17 protein-coding genes are annotated in these 17760 nt (G+C 53.0%); 11 read left to right on the forward strand and 6 right to left on the reverse strand.

The window, feature by feature from the left end; translation table 11 throughout:
* The first annotated feature begins 6 nt into the window (after nt 1-6).
* The 5 genes from R70723_RS08230 to R70723_RS08250 all read left to right on the forward strand — a co-directional run bounded on the left by R70723_RS08230 (nt 7) and on the right by R70723_RS08250 (nt 5194).
* Nucleotides 7-843: a carbohydrate ABC transporter permease gene (locus R70723_RS08230; RefSeq protein WP_231574843.1), complete on the forward strand. Its 837-nt coding sequence runs from the start codon at nt 7-9 to the stop codon at nt 841-843.
* Complete coding sequence (locus tag R70723_RS08235; RefSeq protein WP_047171068.1) at nt 843-2222, forward strand: arabinan endo-1,5-alpha-L-arabinosidase; 1380 nt, start codon at nt 843-845, stop codon at nt 2220-2222. The genes R70723_RS08230 and R70723_RS08235 overlap by 1 nt, the downstream gene beginning before the upstream one ends.
* 20 nt (nt 2223-2242) lie before the next feature.
* Nucleotides 2243-3733 carry an alpha-N-arabinofuranosidase gene (locus R70723_RS08240; protein ID WP_372238267.1) on the forward strand — a complete coding sequence of 497 codons (1491 nt, stop codon included), beginning with the start codon at nt 2243-2245 and terminating at the stop codon, nt 3731-3733.
* Nucleotides 3734-3766: 33 nt separating this feature from the next.
* Entirely contained in the window at nt 3767-4726 is a 960-nt protein-coding gene (locus R70723_RS08245; RefSeq protein ID WP_039871273.1) for a glycoside hydrolase family 43 protein, read from the forward strand.
* 120 nt (nt 4727-4846) lie between these two features.
* The gene (locus R70723_RS08250; RefSeq protein WP_039871277.1) at nt 4847-5194 is read left to right on the forward strand and encodes a hypothetical protein; all 348 of its coding nucleotides are present in this window, start codon (nt 4847-4849) and stop codon (nt 5192-5194) included.
* Between the two features lie 113 nt (nt 5195-5307).
* Here the strand turns inward: R70723_RS08250 and R70723_RS08255 are convergent, their stop codons facing one another.
* From R70723_RS08255 to R70723_RS08265, 3 genes are read right to left on the reverse strand one after another with little or no spacing between them, the layout of a single operon-like run.
* Nucleotides 5308-5622, reverse strand: a complete 315-nt coding sequence (locus R70723_RS08255; RefSeq protein ID WP_039871278.1) for a DMT family transporter — start codon at nt 5620-5622, stop codon at nt 5308-5310.
* A gap of 2 nt (nt 5623-5624) precedes the next feature.
* Nucleotides 5625-5963, reverse strand: a complete 339-nt coding sequence (locus R70723_RS08260) for a DMT family transporter (RefSeq protein ID WP_039871279.1) — start codon at nt 5961-5963, stop codon at nt 5625-5627.
* Nucleotides 5964-5977: 14 nt separating this feature from the next.
* Nucleotides 5978-6559: a TetR/AcrR family transcriptional regulator gene (locus R70723_RS08265; RefSeq protein WP_039871281.1), complete on the reverse strand. Its 582-nt coding sequence runs from the start codon at nt 6557-6559 to the stop codon at nt 5978-5980.
* 167 nt (nt 6560-6726) lie between these two features.
* Between R70723_RS08265 and R70723_RS08270 the strand changes: the two genes are divergently transcribed.
* Nucleotides 6727-7194, forward strand: coding sequence for a GNAT family N-acetyltransferase (locus tag R70723_RS08270; protein ID WP_231574844.1), 468 nt, complete (start codon nt 6727-6729; stop codon nt 7192-7194).
* Between the two features lie 77 nt (nt 7195-7271).
* Here R70723_RS08270 and R70723_RS08275 read toward each other — a convergent pair whose 3' ends face one another.
* From R70723_RS08275 to R70723_RS08285, 3 genes are all read right to left on the reverse strand, one after another.
* The gene (locus tag R70723_RS08275; protein WP_039871285.1) at nt 7272-8126 is read right to left on the reverse strand and encodes an AraC family transcriptional regulator; all 855 of its coding nucleotides are present in this window, start codon (nt 8124-8126) and stop codon (nt 7272-7274) included.
* Between the two features lie 241 nt (nt 8127-8367).
* Nucleotides 8368-8901: a hypothetical protein gene (locus R70723_RS08280; protein WP_039871287.1), complete on the reverse strand. Its 534-nt coding sequence runs from the start codon at nt 8899-8901 to the stop codon at nt 8368-8370.
* A gap of 1029 nt (nt 8902-9930) precedes the next feature.
* Nucleotides 9931-10905 carry an aldo/keto reductase family protein gene (locus R70723_RS08285; protein WP_039871290.1) on the reverse strand — a complete coding sequence of 325 codons (975 nt, stop codon included), beginning with the start codon at nt 10903-10905 and terminating at the stop codon, nt 9931-9933.
* Nucleotides 10906-11217: 312 nt separating this feature from the next.
* On the opposite strand from R70723_RS08285, the gene R70723_RS08290 reads away from it, so the two are divergent.
* From R70723_RS08290 to R70723_RS08310, 5 genes are all read left to right on the forward strand, one after another.
* Entirely contained in the window at nt 11218-12987 is a 1770-nt protein-coding gene (locus R70723_RS08290; RefSeq protein ID WP_231574845.1) for a cache domain-containing sensor histidine kinase, read from the forward strand.
* A complete protein-coding gene (locus tag R70723_RS08295) occupies nt 12984-13784 on the forward strand; it encodes a response regulator transcription factor (protein WP_039871292.1) in 801 nt (266 codons plus the stop codon). The genes R70723_RS08290 and R70723_RS08295 overlap by 4 nt, the downstream gene beginning before the upstream one ends.
* Complete coding sequence (locus R70723_RS08300) at nt 13759-15120, forward strand: extracellular solute-binding protein (RefSeq protein WP_039871296.1); 1362 nt, start codon at nt 13759-13761, stop codon at nt 15118-15120. The genes R70723_RS08295 and R70723_RS08300 overlap by 26 nt, the downstream gene beginning before the upstream one ends.
* Before the next feature lie 194 nt (nt 15121-15314).
* On the forward strand, nt 15315-16727 hold the full coding sequence (locus tag R70723_RS08305; RefSeq protein ID WP_039871297.1) for an ABC transporter substrate-binding protein: 1413 nt from the start codon (nt 15315-15317) through the stop codon (nt 16725-16727).
* A 60-nt stretch (nt 16728-16787) separates the two neighbouring features.
* A complete protein-coding gene (locus tag R70723_RS08310; protein WP_039871300.1) occupies nt 16788-17759 on the forward strand; it encodes a carbohydrate ABC transporter permease in 972 nt (323 codons plus the stop codon).
* Nucleotide 17760 lies beyond the last annotated feature (1 nt).

Consider the following 17760-nt stretch of genomic DNA (forward strand, 5'->3'; position numbering starts at 1 on the left):
ATAAAGTTGAAGAGCAGAAGAAGAGTTACCAATACCATAATTTTTATATTGCTGTTAATCGGTGCAGTTTTCATGATCGGCCCGTTGCTCTGGATGCTGTCTACCTCACTGAAGGACAAGCAGGACGTCTTTGCCCTGCCGCCTGTATGGATTCCGAATCCGTTTCAATTCGGGAAATACAAGGAAATCTGGGAAGCCGGCCCGCTGCTTAGCGGGATTAAGAACAGTGTCATTATTGCCGTTTCAGTAACGCTAATAGGGACATTTACCTCGTCGCTGGCAGCCTTTGCTTTTGCCAAGCTGAAATTCCCGGCCAAGAACAAAATCTTCCTGCTGATGCTTTCATCCCTGATGATTCCGTATCCGGCGGTTATGATTCCGCAGTTCTTCATGTTCTCGAAGCTGGGCTGGGTGGATACCCTGCTGCCGCTGATTGTACCAGGCCTGTTCGGCAACATTGTCATGATCTTCTTCCTGCGGCAATATCTTAGCAGTGTGCCTAATGCCATTATTGAAGCCGCCAAAATCGACGGCAGCTCTTATTTCCGGCTGTACAGCTCCATCACCTTCCCGCTGATTAAGCCGGCTGTTGCCGCGCAGCTGATTCTGTGGTTCATGGGGATCTGGAACGATTACCTGTCGCCGATCATTTATCTGAATTCACCGGAGAAGCAGACCCTGCAGCTGGTTATTGCCAACTTTAATGCGACCTATGCCATCCAGACGGATTATCCGCTGATTATGGCGGCCTCTATTATCGCGCTGCTGCCGATGCTGATTATCTTCCTGATATTCCAGAAGCAGATTATCGAGTCTGTAGCGATTTCGGGAGTTAAAGGCTGATGAGTACGGCGGGTCAGCAAAAAGGTGCGGACGGCGGAATTCTTTTTCCGGATTCCCCGGGTGAGCAGAAGCTCTATGATACCTCCATACTGGATACGGAATCTGCGTGGGGGACACATAATGCCCATGATCCCGGGATTATCAAAACGCCAGGCGGCTATTATATCTTTTCTACAGATGTAAGGGTAGGCGGAGCGCCGGTACCCGGCGTGATGGTACGCAAATCGGCGGATTTGATCCGCTGGGAGTGGGTGCACTATGCGCTGCCGGGCATTCCGCAGATTGCGGAAGAGTGGGCCCGGGCAACAAATTTGTGGGCGCCTGACGTTGTCCGGCATAACGAAAAATACCGGATGTATTATTCAGCCTCCTCCTTTGGCAGCCGCCAGTCGCTGATCGGGCTGCAGACGGCGGATTCCATTGAGGGTCCGTGGACTGACGAAGGTGCTGTGATCAAGACACGTGATGAGGACCCTCTGAATGCGATTGATGCCAATGTGGTATGTGATGCGGAAGGCCGGATGTGGATGGTGTATGGCTCCTTTTTTGGCGGAATACATATTGTAGAGCTGGATAAGGAGTCAGGGAAACCGCTTAAGGAAGGCTTCGGCCAACTGCTGGCTGTCCGCGACAAGACTACAGAAGACGGTGCAGTGGAAGGTCCTTACATTGTCTATAATGAGCAGTTCCGTAAGTATTATCTGTTCGTTTCGTATGATTCGCTTTTTGAGGATTACAACGTGCGGGTGGCGCGTGCCGATTCCATAACCGGACCTTATACGGATGTACACGGCCGGGATATGAAGGACAGCACGTACATGCCCCAGCATGAGACAGGTGTCAAAATCCTCGGCGGATACCGCTTCGGTAAAGATGCCGGCTGGATCGCCCCTGGGCATAATTCGGTGTTAAATGACAACGGGACCTATTATATGGTGCACCATGCCCGCGGCGGAGAGAACAAGCATTGGCCTTATCTGCACATCCGCAGAATCCTCTGGACAGAAGAGGGCTGGCCGGTTGTTTCGCCGGAGCGTTACGCAGGAGAAGTGGAGCAGGATATTCCCGCCGGGCTAATTCCGGGTCAATGGGAGCGGCTGGTGCATGATCCCTCTGCCCACGGCCAGGTAAGTCCGCAGCTGCTTAAGCTGCAGGAGAGCGGGGAAATGATGGGTGAGCACGGAATAGGCGTCTGGTCCTTTGACGGCCGGCAGACAATGACGCTGAGCTGGAATGACCCTGCAGAGGGAAAAGGACAGGTGGAGAAGGTGCAGCTGCTGCCGGCCTGGGACTGGGAGGAAGACAGGCAAGTGCTGGTCTTCACAGGACTGGATGACAATGGCATCGCAGTGTGGGGCAAAAAAACTCCTGAAGCCTAAACAGACAGGAGAACAGAGGGATGGAGGAGCGAACGATGACCAAAGCTGTGCTTAATGCAGATATTACGAAAAGCAGGATCAGCCGTCATATTTACGGCCATTTTGCCGAGCATCTGGGCAGATGCATCTATGAGGGCTTATGGGTAGGCGAGGACTCGCCGGTCCCGAACACGGACGGCATTCGCAATGATGTCGTGGCTGCACTGAAGCAGCTGGACATTCCGGTGCTGCGCTGGCCGGGAGGCTGCTTTGCCGATGAATATCACTGGAAAGACGGGATTGGCCCGAAGGAAGGCCGCAAACGGATGGTTAATACCCATTGGGGCGGCGTTGTGGAGAATAACCATTTTGGAACGCATGAATTTTTCCGCTTGTGCGAGCTGCTGGAATGTGAGCCTTATATTTGCGGCAATGTCGGCAGCGGCACGGTTCAGGAGATGTCGGAGTGGGTCGAGTATATGACCTTTGACGGTGAATCGCCGATGGCCGCCTGGCGGCAGGAGAACGGGCAGGAGAAGCCGTGGGTTCTGAAGTATTTTGGCGTCGGCAATGAGAACTGGGGCTGCGGCGGGAATATGCGCCCTGAATATTATGCGGATCTCTACCGGCGTTATCAGACCTATGTCCGGAATTACGGCGATAACCGGCTGTACAAGATTGCCGGCGGAGCCAATGTGGATGACTACAACTGGACAGAGGTAGTGATGCGGGAGGCAGGCGGCATGATGGACGGCCTCAGCCTGCATTCCTATACCATTCCCGGCAGCTGGGAGGAGAAACGTGCGGCACTCGGCTTCGATGAAGCGGAATGGATCGAGACCATGCAGAAATCCTTGCGTATGGACGAGCTCATTACCCGCCACAGCGCGATCATGGATAAATATGATCCGCAGAAGCGGGTAGGATTAATCATAGATGAATGGGGCACCTGGTTCCTGAACGAGCCGGGAACCAATCCCGGGTTCCTCTACCAGCAGAACACCCTTAGAGATGCGCTGGTAGCCGGCATCCACCTGAATATTTTCCATCATCACAGCGACCGGGTGCATATGGCGAATATCGCCCAGATGGTCAATGTGCTGCAGGCACTGATTCTAACCGAAGGCGATAAGCTGCTGCTTACCCCGACGTATCATGTATTCCGGATGTACAAGGTGCATCAGGATAATGAGCTGCTGGAGGTTGCTTTTGATAGTCCGCTTTATACTTACGGCGGTGTAACAGTGCCACAGCTTAGCATTTCTGCATCCCGTGACGGGGAAGGGCATATCTATGTATCCGTCTGCAATCTCAGTCATGAAGCAGACGCCAGTCTGAGCCTGGACATCAGAGGTGAACAGGTCAACACAGTATCAGGAGAGATACTGACTCATGCCGAGCTTGGTGCGCATAACACGTTTGAGGCTCCGGAAACGATAGCACCTTCAGCCTATGAAGGCGCTCTGCTTACCGGCGGCACCCTAAGCTGCACGCTCCCGCCGGCATCGGTTACTGTACTAACACTTAAATAGATCCACTTTAAATGGACCAAAGGAGAAACTGATATGAGCACTGGCAAAGAGTATAGCAACCCGCTTGTGGAGCAGCGTGCTGATCCTTGGGTGTATAAGCATACAGACGGTTATTACTACTTTACCGCTTCCGTACCGGAATATGACCGGATTGAGGTGCGCAGAGCTGCAGCAATTGAAGACCTCGCTGAGGCTGTTCCTGTGGTAGCCTGGCGCAAATATGATACCGGACCGCTCAGCGCCAACATCTGGGCACCGGAAATCCATTATCTTCAGGGTAAATGGTATATCTATTTCGCCGCTGCGCGTACCACTGAAACACAGGACGGACTGTTCGACCACCGCATGTTTGCACTGGAGAATGATTCGCCTAATCCGCTGGAAGGCAGCTGGGTGGAAAAAGGCCAGATCAAGACGGCCTGGGAATCCTTTGCCCTCGATGCAACAGCCTTCCAGCACAAAGGCATTCTTTATTATGTATGGGCCCAGAAGGACCCGGATATCCCGGGGAACTCCAACCTGTATATCTCAGAGATGAGCAATCCGTGGACCCTGACCGGGAAGCAGACCATGATTGCCCAGCCGGAATACGCCTGGGAAAAAATCGGCTTCAGCGTGAATGAAGGGGCAGCGGTGCTTAAGCGGGGCGGAAAGATCTTCATGAGTTTCTCGGCCAGCGCGACCGATTTCAACTACTGCATGGGCCTGCTTACTGCAGATGAGGACAGCGATTTGCTGGACGCAGCCTCGTGGAGCAAGCATCCGGAGCCGGTGTTCCAGACCAGCGAGGAGAACGGCCAGTTCGGCCCGGGCCATAACAGCTTCACCGTAGGCGCTGACGGGGAGGATGTGCTGATCTACCACGCCCGCAGCTACAAGGACATCACAGGCGATCCGCTGTATGATCCGAACCGCCACACCCGTGCCAAGGTGCTGGGCTGGAAGGCTGACGGCACACCGGACTTCGGCGTACCGCTGCCGGATAACAAGTAGCAGCCCTTAGCCCGGGTGGTGAAAGGCAAAAATGCCTTTGAATTCGGCCGAGGCGGCCAAATTGGCGGAATGAAAGGCATAAATGCCTTTGAATCCGGCCGACACGGCTAGATCGGCGGAATGAAAGGCAAAAATGCCTTTGAATCCGGCCGACGCGGCCAAATTGGCGAAATGAAGGGCATAAATGCCTTTGAATTCGGCCGACGCAGCCGAATGGGCGAAATGAAAGGCATAAATGCCCTTGAATCCGGCCTACGCGGCCAGATTGGCGGAATGAAAGGCAAAAATGCCTTTGAATTCGGCCGACGCGGCCAGATCGGCGGAATGAAGGGCATAAATGCCTTTGAATCCGGCCGACGCGGCCAGATCGGCGGAATGAAGGGCAAAAATGCCCTTGAATTCGGCCGACGCGGCCAGATCGGTGGAATGAAGGGCATAAATGCCTTTGAATTCGGCCGACACGGCTAGATCGGCGGAATGAAGGGCAACAATGCCCTTAAATCACAACAGCGGCAGTTATGGACATTGTTTGTCCATAAACTGCCGCTGTTTTTTACTTATCCGTCTCCGGCCCTTCCGCCTTACGAAATCAGCTTCAGCCCCACGGCAGCCGCCAGCACCATCCCGATGAACAGAACGCGGCGCCATTCTCTGGATTCTCCGAAGAAGAACATGCCGACCAGCGCTCCGCCGACTGTACCGATTCCCGTCCAGATGGCATAAGCCGTTCCCATAGGAAGCTGTCTCATGGCCAGACTCAGGCAGGCGAAGCTCAGCACAATGCCGGTGATAAAAATAAGATATGCTTTTTTATTACGGTCCCGCTTGATCCGGTTCATGCCGAGCACGCCCACGACTTCAAACATACCGGCGAACATTAGTGTCAACCACGCCATTATTATGCCGCCTCCTTTGTTTTAGCCGAGCCGCTGTACAGCTTCAAGCCGAGTACACCTGCCAGCAGCAGGGCGATCAGCAAAAGCTTTGCCGGCTTAACAGGCTCATCAAATAGGATCATTTCCGCGAGTACAGTACCCGCTGTTCCGAGTCCCGTAAATACCGCGTACACCGTGCCGACTGGCAACTTAATGGATGCGGTAATAATGAGATAGAATGATACGACAAGCGCAACCACAGTTGCTCCCCAGGTAACGATGTCGTCGGCATGCTTGAATCCGATGACCCATACGACTTCAAATAATGCTCCGATAAAAATATATATCCAGCTGCGGTTCATCTGTAAATCCTCCTCTAGTTGTTTCTAATCCCGCGCCAATAGACAAGCCATGATGCATCAAGCCTTTGGGCAGCACTTTCCATATTCCCGTACAGCAGCTCAACGAACATTCCGTCCAAGACTGCAATAAAAGCGGCTGAAGCTGTTGCAGCAGTCACTTCCGGATGGATAGTTCCGGCAGGTTCAGCGGATGTAAAATGCTGTTCGAGCAGCTTGCCTATCGTTTCGAGATGCTTGTTGCTATATTCCACGACCTCTTCGCGCAGATGGGCAGGCGGAAAAAAGGCCATCCGCAGAAAGAACCGGGTATCATCCTCCTGCTCGTAACGTTTACTGTAGCTATGCAAAAAACCATACAGCATATCCTTCAGCGGGGTTGTGCTGCTTCTCTGCAAATAGCTCTCCGTAAACTGCATCTCCCTATCCGCCGCATCGCGGAATACCGTCAGGAACAACTCGTCTTTGCCTTTAAAATAGTTATAAATCGACTGCTTCTTAATTCCCACCTCGGCAGATATATCGGCCAGCGAGGCCCCTTCATACCCGTTTTTGGCAAAATGGGCCAGCGCGGTTTCCCTGATCCTGTTGGATGTCATCAGCTCAATCCTCCCTTACGAACGTTCGTCAGTATATTTAAGCACATAACTATCGGTAATGCAAACAATTTTAATTAATTATAAAAAGATAACGCTGCTGTGCTGTCTTTCCTGGTAAATGATGTGTATTATCTACTAGAATTATTCTCGGAAGAGAAGGGTTTTTCTTGCTGGCGGAAATGAACTGTAGAGAACCCGATTTTACGGGTGGAAGGGGTGTAAACGTGGAATTAACCTACAAAACAAGCAAAGTAATAGAAACCGAGAAAGTAATCAAATTGTACAATGACGCGGAGTGGACCGCATATACAAGTGATCCATCCCTGTTACAGCAGGCCTTATTACAATCCCTGATGGTCATCTCAGCCTGGGATGAAGCTGAATTAGTTGGCTTAATCCGGGTGGTAGGGGATGGGCTAACAATCATTTATATACAAGATATTCTTGTCCTGAAGACTTACCGGAACCGGGGAATTGCAACTCAGCTCATGCAGCATATTTTGAAGCAATACGCAGCTGTCCGCCAAAAAGTGCTTTTAACCGACGATGCACCAGATGTAAGAGGCTTGTACGAAAAGAACGGCTTCACCTCCTGTGATCAAGGCACGCTGGTGGCTTTTGCACAGCTGTCCTGATTGTATAACTTAGCCTGCCCAACCGGAGAGCCTGTCCGCTTAGTGGGGGTTGGCTCTCCTTCGCTTGTCCAAAGCGCTTACTCATAAAACAACAGCCGCTTGGCGTATGCATTGCGGAATTCGGTGGGTGTGAGGCCGGCGATCTTTTTGAACGATTTCATGAAATTATGGCAGTCCTTGTAGCCGAGCTGGAGCGAGACCTCACTGATATTCTGGTTGGTGTCGGTGAGCAGAAACTTGGCCAGCTCCATCTTTTGCTGCAGGATGTACTGCTTGAGCGGGATGCCGGAGATTTTGGTGAACAGATGGGACAGGTATTTTTCGTTATAGCCAAAATAGGCGGCGATCTGCGATACCTTGATATGCTCGCTGCGGCTCCATTTAATGTAGTCTACAATATCGTTGTAGAGCTGCTCCTGCTTCGTTTTTTTGACAGGGCTATGTTCATTTTGGAATACCTGATTGTACAGCTCGCACAAAATGACCGTGGTCATATAATTGTTGAGCGTTTTCTGGTTGTATGACCTTACAGAATCCTGGAGCTGCTTCATCATGACGATGATCTTCTCCAGGCTTTTTACCGTGCCGTATTGAGGTAGCAGCAGCCGGTTGTCTGTTTGATCTGCTGTATGGCCCGTACTATCTGTAATGACAGGTCCGCCGGCCGTCTTAAAATGAAGCCAGTAAAAGCTGCAGCCGGAGGCTTTGTAGCCATATTGCCTTGTGTAGGGAGGAAACAGCAGATACTCGCCTTTGGAGAGGGTATAGCGGGTATCGTCACCGGCCAGATAGAGCACGCCCTCCGTCATTATGATCAGCTCATAATCCTGCAAGATCCGGCTCAGATGAATCCAGTCACTGGAGGGGGCGACGAACTTTCCTGTCATCTCCAAATTTACCGGCCCAGCCACGTTCAGCTCAAAAGCACGCATACATAGATCTCCTTTATCTAACGTTAATACACTTTGTTACTTCCTAGTATTGGGGATGGAACCCTTAAAGTAAAGTGCTTGTTCTCGGAAAAAGACAACCTTTTTACACCTGCTTGCAGATAGTTGTCTCATCTGGCTCAAGTACTCCCTGCAAACGTTCTGTCATTAAAAAGAGGCTACCCTGAAAGTAGAGAATTCTACTGCAGGATAACCTCTGTCCGCTGCTTGCGCAGGTATGTGATTATGGGATGTACTGCTGAACGATTGAAGTAATATCGCCATTCTCAATCGTTACATGATAAGGCGTCCAGCTGAGGTCAAACACGTCCGTCTGTGCAAATTCCTCGGTGAACTGCTGGAGAGTAATGCTCTCGTTCCAGTTAATGTCAAGATCCTCAATATTGCCGGTATGATCAAAAATCTGCATCGTCACTGCGGCGTTATCTGCGACCGGATAGGTGCTGAGCGTATCGCTGTCATTTACGATGTAGTAGCCATCCGGTGCTCCGCCAATCTCGGCAGCAGCCTCCGGCTCACGTCCGGCAAAAATGCGGTCCGCCTCAGCGCCTTCATACCATTCAACCGGATCGGCTGTCAGCTTCAGGCTGCCGTCCGCAGCTTTCTGGATTCCATTAATATATACTGTCAGGTGCTCTGACTGAGCTCCGCTCTGCGCTTCTACTCTAGTACCTGGCGTGCTTGCCGTCGTAATGAGGGAAAGGAACAGCAGAACCAGCACAGGCAACACAACTTTAGGTTTGTTAATAGACATCATATCATTTCCCCCTTGGCAAAATGTGACCCGAAAAGTCACTCATACTCATTCTTTACCCGCCGCCCTGTTGTTCAAACGGGATGTACCGTTATAAACGTTGATTTACTGAAAATGTTGCAACTATTTTTTGGGAAAGGGCCGGTTGGCCGCAGATTCCGTCCGCAGCATATTAGAATATTCAAATTACAGCTGTAAGGTGTCTGATTAATGAGAGATATTTTGTGGATAAATTGTGAAGCGGGCGGGGGGAGCCGCGGCGGGAGATAACTGGACTGATGGGACATAGCTGTCTGGTGTGAGCAGGAGTATTTGTTGATGGCGGGGCGCAGGGATGACTCCGGCTGCCGGAATGAGCGGCTTGCTGGTCTAGGACTAACCAAGGCTCAAGGGTGTTAGCGGAGGCTGCGGCCCCCGGGACTCTGCCTTGACTCCAAATAGTATTGGCACGCAGCACGGCTCCTGCAACAGCCTTTCAGCTATCAGCTTCTCCCCGCGTATGCCTGCCACGCAGGAAGGAGACATTACCGGGCTAACGGACGCAGCGGACGTTATATACAGGGTTAATGGGGACTGCAGATTCTAACGGACTCCAGCGGCGTTATTCGGGTGTTTTTGTGCTCAAATGAGCCTATTTAGCACAAATAACGTCACCCTGGTCCGTTAGCCGGTGAATACGCGCCAAAAGCTGCAAATAGCGTCAACTGTGTCCGTTAGAATGAGTAACAGTTGCACGGGGAGTGCCCTAAGGACAAAGTGTCTCTAAATCATGAAACGGGAGCAGGAGAGACATTGTGAGTCAGATTGGAGAAAGCGGGACTTCGCTGCTGGTTTGAGGAGGCTACAGTGCGCCCGGCATGCCTCCGGCACTTTGCGCAGCCTGTGCGGCGTGCGCAGTGAGCACCGCGCGTGCCTCCGGTCGCCTCCGCGCCTCGCGCAGCCTGAGGCGCGGCCCCCGGGTCACGCCAAACAAGCAGAGCAGCGGTCCCCGAAGGAACCGCTGCTCTGCTTGTTGTATCGCTCACCGGCTCTCTACCTCGCCGGTGCGAAATCCGCCACTTGGCTCAGGAGGCGGTCGATGGTCTCCAGCGTGTCCGGCTGGAGCACAATGTCCACGGCCTGCGCATTTTCTTCGACCTGCGCAGGCTTGCTTGCGCCGATCAGCGCGGAGCTGACGCCCGGCTGGCGGAGCACCCAGGCCAGCGCGAGCTGCGACAGCTTCACGCCGAGTCCGGCGGCGACTTCGTCAAGCTGGGCGACAACGCCCAGCACATCGTTGCGCAGGTAGCTGCGGATGACGCCGTTGACCGAGTCATCGGCGCCGCGCGTGCCTGCCGGCGCCTGCTGGCCCGGCTTGTATTTGCCGGTCAGGATGCCCTGGGCCAGCGGGGAGAAGACCACCTGTCCCAGACCGGCTTCCCGGGAAGCCTCCAGCACTTCCTGTTCGATGTAGCGCTCGAACATGTTGTAGATCGGCTGGTTGGAGGCCAGCGGGCGCAGGTTCAGGCGGCGGCTGATGCCGCTGGCTGTGGCAATCTGCGCTGCGCTCCATTCACTGACAGCGGCATAGAGGATTTTGCCCTGGGCAGTAAGGTCATCCAGCGCCCGCAGCGTTTCTTCCACCGGTGTATCCTGGTCAAAACGGTGGCAGAAATAGACGTCGATGTAATCGGTGCCAAGACGGCGCAGGCTGGCCTCGCACTGCTCCATAATGTGCTTCCGCGACAGGCCGCGGTCGTTCACGCCTTCGCCCATCGGGAAGAAGACTTTGGTGCTCAGCACGTAGTCGGAGCGTTTATACTGGCGGAGAGCAGCTCCGATCGCTTTTTCCCCTTCACCGCGGTTATAGGCATTGGCCGTGTCAAAAAAATTGATACCGCATTCAAAAGCTGCAGCTACACATTCATCAGCAGCCTTTTGTTCTGCCGCAGTCCCGTAGGTCAGCCAGCTGCCAAGTCCGATCTCACTTACCTTCAGTCCCGTATTGCCAAGTCGTCTGTATTTCATACTGTTCCATTCCTCTCTGCACCGCTAATGTAGTAGTTTCGAAACATTCAAGTTAATAGTATCACAATTTTATAGGGCACCGGGAGATGGAGTTGCTATAATGAGAAAGAATCTGTGCTGCTCAGCATGAGAGTTGTGCAGATAGTAATAATGCCGCCTGCAGGGACGATGCTATTCCCGGGCTGATGTCACTAATATGAGGGGTTCCCGGCCGTCCGCAGGCGTGCTAATATAATGCAGTCAGGGCTGAAAGCCCTTACTTTATTTCAGGCCGCCAGGGTATGGCTTGTGACAAGAGGAGGAAGAGGCCGTGTGCGGTGGCTGCAGTCAAGGTTAAAGTTAAATACACTCAGAAATCAGATGCTGCTCGGCTTTCTCGCCGTTATGCTTTTTATTCTTATACTGGTAGGTTTCCTTACCTTTCATTCGGTCTCGACGCTGCTGAAGAACAACGCGGAGAAGCATATCCAGCAGACGGCTGTTCAGGCTAACGGCCGCCTGGAGGGCATTCTGGAGCAGATCAACTCACTGACGACACTGGTTTCGACCAATGAGTATATCCAGCAGCTGCTGCTGCGGGATGTGGAGGGCCAGGCGCCGACCTTTGCGGAGCGGCAGGCGCTGCCGCCCGTTATTAACCTGGTCCAGCTATATACGGACGGCATCCGCTCCGTTGAGCTGTACAGTCAAAAAGGGGCCAGGCTGTATCCGCTCGACGGCAGCAGCCTGATAGGGAAGGCGCCTGAGGATCTGATTGAGCTTGCGACCAGAAAGGAAGGGAGCCTTGTCTGGTACGGCATTGATCCGCTTGATCCTACCTCGCTGCTGGCGGTCCGGCAGATCAGTCTGATCGACCGCTATTTCACGACGGGCGGCTATTTGCTCATCCGCGCTGACCGCAGCAGGTTTGCGCTGGAAGACTCCTTATCTGCGGAGGGGGAAAAAGAGACGATACTGCTGCTCGCTGCCGACGGCAGGCTGATCACCTCAAACGATGATACCATCTCGCAGGAAACAGCCGCCCTGCTTGCCGGGAAATCCGGGGATCAGACCGCAGCGGTCGGCAACCGTTCCTTTGTTGTTGTCAAACAGCGGTCTGCCGTAACCGGCTGGACGCTGCTTATCCTGACACCGGTTAACGTCATCACCCAGGGGATTTCAGTCCTGCGGACAACGATTGTTGTTTCAGCTATAATCGGCACTGTACTGTTCACTGTGCTTTCTTTTTTCCTGTCCACGCTCATTACCCGGCCTGTCTTTAAGCTTATTAAAGCGATGAGAAGCACGAGGCTCGGCATACTGAGGCCAACCGAATATGCATCGTCCACTATGGAAATCCAGGAGCTCAATTATTCCTATAACAAAATGGTAGATAACATCAATGAGCTGATCCAGCTGGTTTATGAGAAAGAGCTGTCCCGGAGCCACACTGAGCTGAAAGCGCTTCAGGCGCAGATCAATCCGCATTTTTTGTTCAATACACTGGATGTGCTGTACTGGTCACTGCTGGACAAGGAGGAAGACGGGCTCGCAGGCTATGTGGTCGCGATGTCAGATTTATTCCGTTATACCATTACCGGGCAGAGTGAGGAGGGCTGGGTGAAGCTCCGCGATGAGCTGGAGCATATCGGCAGATATATGTACATCATGAAGGTGCGGTTTGAAGACCGGCTGGAATGGGAAATCGAGGCTGCTCCCGAGGCACAGGATGCTGAGCTGCCCCGGCTGCTGCTGCAGCCGCTGGTGGAGAATGCGGTGCTGCATGGAGTGGAGAGCAGAATTGAGCCCGGCCGGGTGAAGCTGAGGGTTGTCCGCGAGGGAGAGCGGATTATCATTACAGTGGAAGACGACGGGATCGGCATGGATGAGGAGAAGCTGTCCTCCCTGATGAATGAGCTGGAGAGCGGAAAGGTATCCTCTGCAAAAGCCTCCGGCGTCGGAATTGCCAACGTGCAGAAAAGACTGCAGCTGTTTTTCCCGGGAACAGGCGGGCAGGCAGCAGCCATGCGTATCGACAGCCGGAAGGGCCAAGGCACCACTATCAGCATCGAAATACCTGTCCGAGGAGGCACAATGCCATGAGGAGCCGAAATATACTTATCGTTGATGATGAACCGAAATCAAGAGAAGGCTTAAAAAAGATGCTGGGGGTGTGGTCCGCCGGCCAGTTTGAGGTGCTCACCGCCAGCAATGGAGTGGACGCGCTGCAGATCCTGGAGCAGATTCCGGTCGAGCTGATGATAACCGATATCCGCATGCCGGAAATCACCGGTCTTGCCCTGGTCAGCCAGTTGCGGGAAAAAGGAATCCGGTCCCAGCCATCCGTTATTCTTATTTCCGGTCATGCCCAGTTCGAGTACGCCCAGCAGGCGATTCATCTGTCGGTAGTGGACTATTTGCTTAAGCCTGTCAGCCGGGACAAGCTGGTGGAATCGGTGGAGAAAGCGCTTAAGGCAGGCGAGGAACAGGAGCATCTGCTCTTCATGCGGAAGACCGCCGATCCGCAGCTGCTGGCTGTGAGGAATGAGGAGGCCGCCTTAAGCGACCCGGTCCGCCAGGCCATCCAATACGTGGAAATGCATATAGAGGAGGCAATCAGCCTGCAGGAGGTTGCCGGGCTTGTGCATCTGAACAGCAGCTATTTCAGTGCGCTTTTTAAAGAGCAGTGCCAGATGAATTTCAGCGAATATGTCACCCGCAGGAAAATGCAGAAGGCCAAAGAAATGCTGCTGCGGACCAATCTGCCTATAGCCGAAATTGCCGGCCGTACCGGCTATCAGGCTGTAAAATATTTTAATAAGCTGTTCAAAGAGCATGAAGGCATGAGTCCGGGGCAATACCGGTCTATGAGGAATGAGACGAAAGCGGAAGTCCGTTAAGTTTAAAAATCGCCGGGAGGGGATTCCAACGAAAAGAACGGGATTATATGCTGGCCTTCTCCTGGCCCTGCTGCTGGCTGTGACGGCCTGCGGCGGGAGCGGCAGAGATAACGGAGACGGCGGCGAAGGCAGCGGTGAAAAAATCACCCTCAAAATGATGCATTCCTGGCCGGACAGCAGCAAGTCAGCGCAGAACAAAATGGTTAAGGATATTATCAGCGAGTTTGAAAAAGCCAATCCGAACATTACCGTTAAGACGGAGGCGCTGGAGACCGAGCAGTACAAGAGTAAGCTTACTGTGCTGGCTGCGTCCAATGATCTGCCGGACATCGGGTTCACCTGGGCGGCCGGGTCCATGGATCCTTATGTTAAGGGTAACAAATTTGCGGCGCTGGACGATCTTTTAAAGACAGAGCTGAACGGCAAGTTTGTAGCCGGCACGACGGAAGCCTATTCTTTTGACGGGAAAACGTATGCTCTTCCGGTGGAACTGAACATTGTTCCGGTCTATTATAACAAAGCCATTTTTGCACAATACAGCTTGCGGACTCCCCGGACGCTGGATGAGCTGAAGACGATTATCCGTATTTTGGATTATAACGGAGTTACTCCGGTTACCCTAGGCGGCAAGGAAGGCTGGCCGTCCTCCTTCTGGTATATGTATCTGGCTGATCGGATCGGCGGGCCTGATCTGCTGGATAAGGCAGTTGCAAATCAGGACTTTACGGACCCGTCTCTCCTTGAAGCCGCCAAAGCGGTGCAGGAGCTGGTTAATCTGGGCGCCTTTGTCAAAGGCTATAACGGTTTGTCCAATGATGAAGCCAAAGTCCAGTTTCTGAACGGGGGAGCGGCCATGTTCGCTACAGGGACCTGGGAGCTGCCGGACTATACGACTACTGCAGGCATCCCGCAGGAATTCAAGGACAACATTGGATACTTCAAGTTTCCGGCTGTGGCTGGCGGGAAAGGAACTGTCGATGACTGGGTGGGCGGTCCGGGGACCGGCCTGTTCGTATCGCGGAATTCCGCTCATGCAGCGGAGGCTAAGCGCTTTGTCAGCTTTTTCGTTGAAAAGTGGGGCGAGCATTCCGTGGTCGATGCGGGAGTCATCCCGGCCACCAGAGTAGATACGGCATCCATCAGGCTGCCGCGCCTGTTTATTGACCTGCTGGACGAGCTCAATAAAGCCCGTAAAGTAACGCTGTATCTGGATACGCAAATGAAGCCGGGCGCTTCCGGCATACACATTAACCAGATCCAGGCCCTGTTTGGTAAAGCGGTAACGCCGGAGGAATTCATCAGGAAGCAGGATGCCGCCCTTAAGACGGATAAGTAGCACAAGGAATAGAGCGGGACAGGAAGACGCCGGGGATGATCCCTGGTGTCTTTTTGGCCTCCCGGGGCAGCTGTACCCAAAAATAGTGGAAGTTTTCCCAATCCCAGGTTCCTTATGGGGAAGCATAATCAGCTATATAATTATGTATGCGGTTACATAAAAACCGCAGGCTTAAACAAAAGGGGAGGCAAAGTATGAAAAGTTTGAAACGTGTGTTTACAGGGATTTCTGCACTGCTGGTGATGTCTACTGCTCTTGCGGCGTGCGGCGGCAACTCTAATTCAGGCTCAAACTCATCCGGCTCTGAAGCAAGTCCGGCAGCGTCAGTTGCTGCATCCGAGGCTCCGGCCAAAGGGGGCGGCGAAAAGGTGACGATCAATCTCTGGAGCTTCACCGATGAGATTCCGAACATGACCAAGAAGTACCTGGAGACCCACCTGGACGCCAATGTGGAATTTAAAACGACGGTGATTGCAACGACCGACGGCGCTTACCAGCCTGCACTTGACCAGGCCCTGGCGGCCGGCGGAAAGGATGCACCGGATATTTTTGCGGCTGAAGCGGCCTTCGTGCTCAAATACACGCAAGGTGACGCTTCCACCTATGCAGCTAACTATGCAGACCTCGGGCTTGATGACCAGATGGTTAAGGATGCGGGCATTGCCCAATATTCGATTGATATCGGCAGCAAGGACGGCCAGCTGAAGGGCCTCGGCTACCAGGCGACAGGGGGAGCTTTTATCTACCGCCGCTCGATTGCCAAGGATGTGTTTGGAACTGATGATCCGGCAACTATCAAAGGTGAAGTCGGACCCGGCTGGGAGAAATTCTATGAAGCCGCAGCGAAGCTGAAGGCCAAAGGCTACGGCATCGTTTCCGGTGACGGGGATATCTGGCACGCCATCGAGAACAGCTCGGAAAAGGGCTGGATTGTTGACGGCAAGCTGCATATCGATCCGAAGCGCGAGGAGTTCCTCGATCTCTCCAAGAAGCTGAAGGATAACGGGTACCACAATGATACGACTGACTGGACGGAAGCCTGGTATGCGGATATGTCCGGCGCCGGCGCCCAGCCTGTATTCGGATTCTTCGGCCCGGCATGGCTCATTAACTATGTAATGAACGGCCAGGTGAAGGACACGAACGGCGACTGGGCCGTGACTGAATCACCGACAGGCTTCTTCTGGGGAGGCACCTGGCTCCTTGCCAGCCAGGAAGCTGCCAAGGACGAGGCCAAGAAGCAGGCTGCTGCGGACTTTATCAAATGGGTAACACTCGACACCTCCGAAACGGGCCTCCAGTATTACTGGGCTAACGGAACGATGAAAGAGGGCGAGCAGGGTACCAAGGACAGCGTGGCTTCCTCTGTGGTAATGGCGAGCTCTAACGGTGAAGTGCCGCTGCTCGGCGGACAGAACATGTTCGACGTATTTGTTCCGGCCAACGCCAATGCTTCAGGCAAGAACCTGACCCAGTATGACGAAACGATTAACCGGCTGTGGCGTGACCAGGTCCGTGAATATACTGCAGGCAACAAAGACCGCGATAAAGCGATCGAAACGTTCAAGCAGCAGGTCAAGGACCAGCTCGGCATTGACAGCGAATAAGAAGAAGACAGTAAAGGGGCGGGGAATATCCCGTCCCTTCATATAACAAGGGGTGAGATCATGCGCCGCAAAGGTGTGAATTACGCAAAATTCGGCTACATCTTCACGTTTCCGTTTGTCCTGGCCTTTCTGATTTTTTCGTTATATCCCATTCTTTACACCGCAGTCATCGGATTTACAGATATGCAGGGGCTGATACCCAAACCGGTTCATATACTGGATAACCCTTTTCAAAACTTTAAGGATTTGCTGTTCGATAACGTCTCCTTCAGAAAATCTCTGATCAACACCGGACTGCTCTGGATCGTCAACTTTATCCCTCAGATTGCTCTTGCGCTTTTGCTCACGGCATGGTTCACGAACAAGCGCCTCAACATAAAGGGACAAGGAGCATTTAAAGTGCTGCTGTACATGCCCAATATCATCACCGCGGGTACAATTGCCGTATTGTTCAGCACTTTGTTTGCCTATCCGATGGGTCCCATGAACAGCCTGGTTGAACTGATGGGCTGGTCTGATGCACCAATCTTCTTCCTGCAGGACAAGACAACAGCACGCGGCATCGTGGCGTTCATCCAATTCTGGATGTGGTACGGCAACACGATGATTATTCTGGTCGCCGGCGTGATGGGTATCAATCCTGCTCTTTTCGAGTCTGCGGCAATTGACGGTGCGAACGGTGTGCAGACCTTTTTCCGGATTACACTGCCGAGCCTGCGGACCATTCTGCTGTTCACGCTCATTACCTCAATGATCGGCGGTCTGACGATGTTCGATATCCCGCAGCTGTTCCTGGCAGGCGGACCGGATGACTCCACGCTTACTACGTCCATGTTCATTTACGGGCAGGCGTTCAAGGGAAGCTATATGTATAACCGCGCTGCGGCGGCAAGCATGATCATGTTTGTAATTGCAGCCATTTTGTCGGGGCTTGTGTTCTATCTGATGCGTGACCGCGATGCGCAGAAGCTGAAGAAAGCGGAAAAAATGTACCGGAAATCAGCCAAAGCAGCTGCTGCGAGGGAGGCATAGC

This window comes from Paenibacillus sp. FSL R7-0273 (assembly GCF_000758625.1).
Lineage (GTDB): Bacteria > Bacillota > Bacilli > Paenibacillales > Paenibacillaceae > Paenibacillus_AQ.

What these genes read in the sequence shown, in the direction of transcription:
- R70723_RS08235 (WP_047171068.1), top strand. Translation starts at nt 843, where the DNA reads ATGAGTACGGCGGGTCAGCAAAAAGGTGCGGACGGCGGAATTCTTTTT.
- R70723_RS08240 (WP_372238267.1), top strand. Translation starts at nt 2,243, where the DNA reads ATGGAGGAGCGAACGATGACCAAAGCTGTGCTTAATGCAGATATTACG.
- R70723_RS08245 (WP_039871273.1), top strand. Translation starts at nt 3,767, where the DNA reads ATGAGCACTGGCAAAGAGTATAGCAACCCGCTTGTGGAGCAGCGTGCT.
- R70723_RS08250 (WP_039871277.1), top strand. Translation starts at nt 4,847, where the DNA reads ATGAAAGGCAAAAATGCCTTTGAATCCGGCCGACGCGGCCAAATTGGC.
- R70723_RS08255 (WP_039871278.1), bottom strand. Translation starts at nt 5,622, where the DNA reads ATGGCGTGGTTGACACTAATGTTCGCCGGTATGTTTGAAGTCGTGGGC.
- R70723_RS08260 (WP_039871279.1), bottom strand. Translation starts at nt 5,963, where the DNA reads ATGAACCGCAGCTGGATATATATTTTTATCGGAGCATTATTTGAAGTC.
- R70723_RS08265 (WP_039871281.1), bottom strand. Translation starts at nt 6,559, where the DNA reads ATGACATCCAACAGGATCAGGGAAACCGCGCTGGCCCATTTTGCCAAA.
- R70723_RS08275 (WP_039871285.1), bottom strand. Translation starts at nt 8,126, where the DNA reads ATGCGTGCTTTTGAGCTGAACGTGGCTGGGCCGGTAAATTTGGAGATG.
- R70723_RS08280 (WP_039871287.1), bottom strand. Translation starts at nt 8,901, where the DNA reads ATGATGTCTATTAACAAACCTAAAGTTGTGTTGCCTGTGCTGGTTCTG.
- R70723_RS08285 (WP_039871290.1), bottom strand. Translation starts at nt 10,905, where the DNA reads ATGAAATACAGACGACTTGGCAATACGGGACTGAAGGTAAGTGAGATC.
- R70723_RS08295 (WP_039871292.1), top strand. Translation starts at nt 12,984, where the DNA reads ATGAGGAGCCGAAATATACTTATCGTTGATGATGAACCGAAATCAAGA.
- R70723_RS08300 (WP_039871296.1), top strand. Translation starts at nt 13,759, where the DNA reads ATGAGACGAAAGCGGAAGTCCGTTAAGTTTAAAAATCGCCGGGAGGGG.
- R70723_RS08305 (WP_039871297.1), top strand. Translation starts at nt 15,315, where the DNA reads ATGAAAAGTTTGAAACGTGTGTTTACAGGGATTTCTGCACTGCTGGTG.
- R70723_RS08310 (WP_039871300.1), top strand. Translation starts at nt 16,788, where the DNA reads ATGCGCCGCAAAGGTGTGAATTACGCAAAATTCGGCTACATCTTCACG.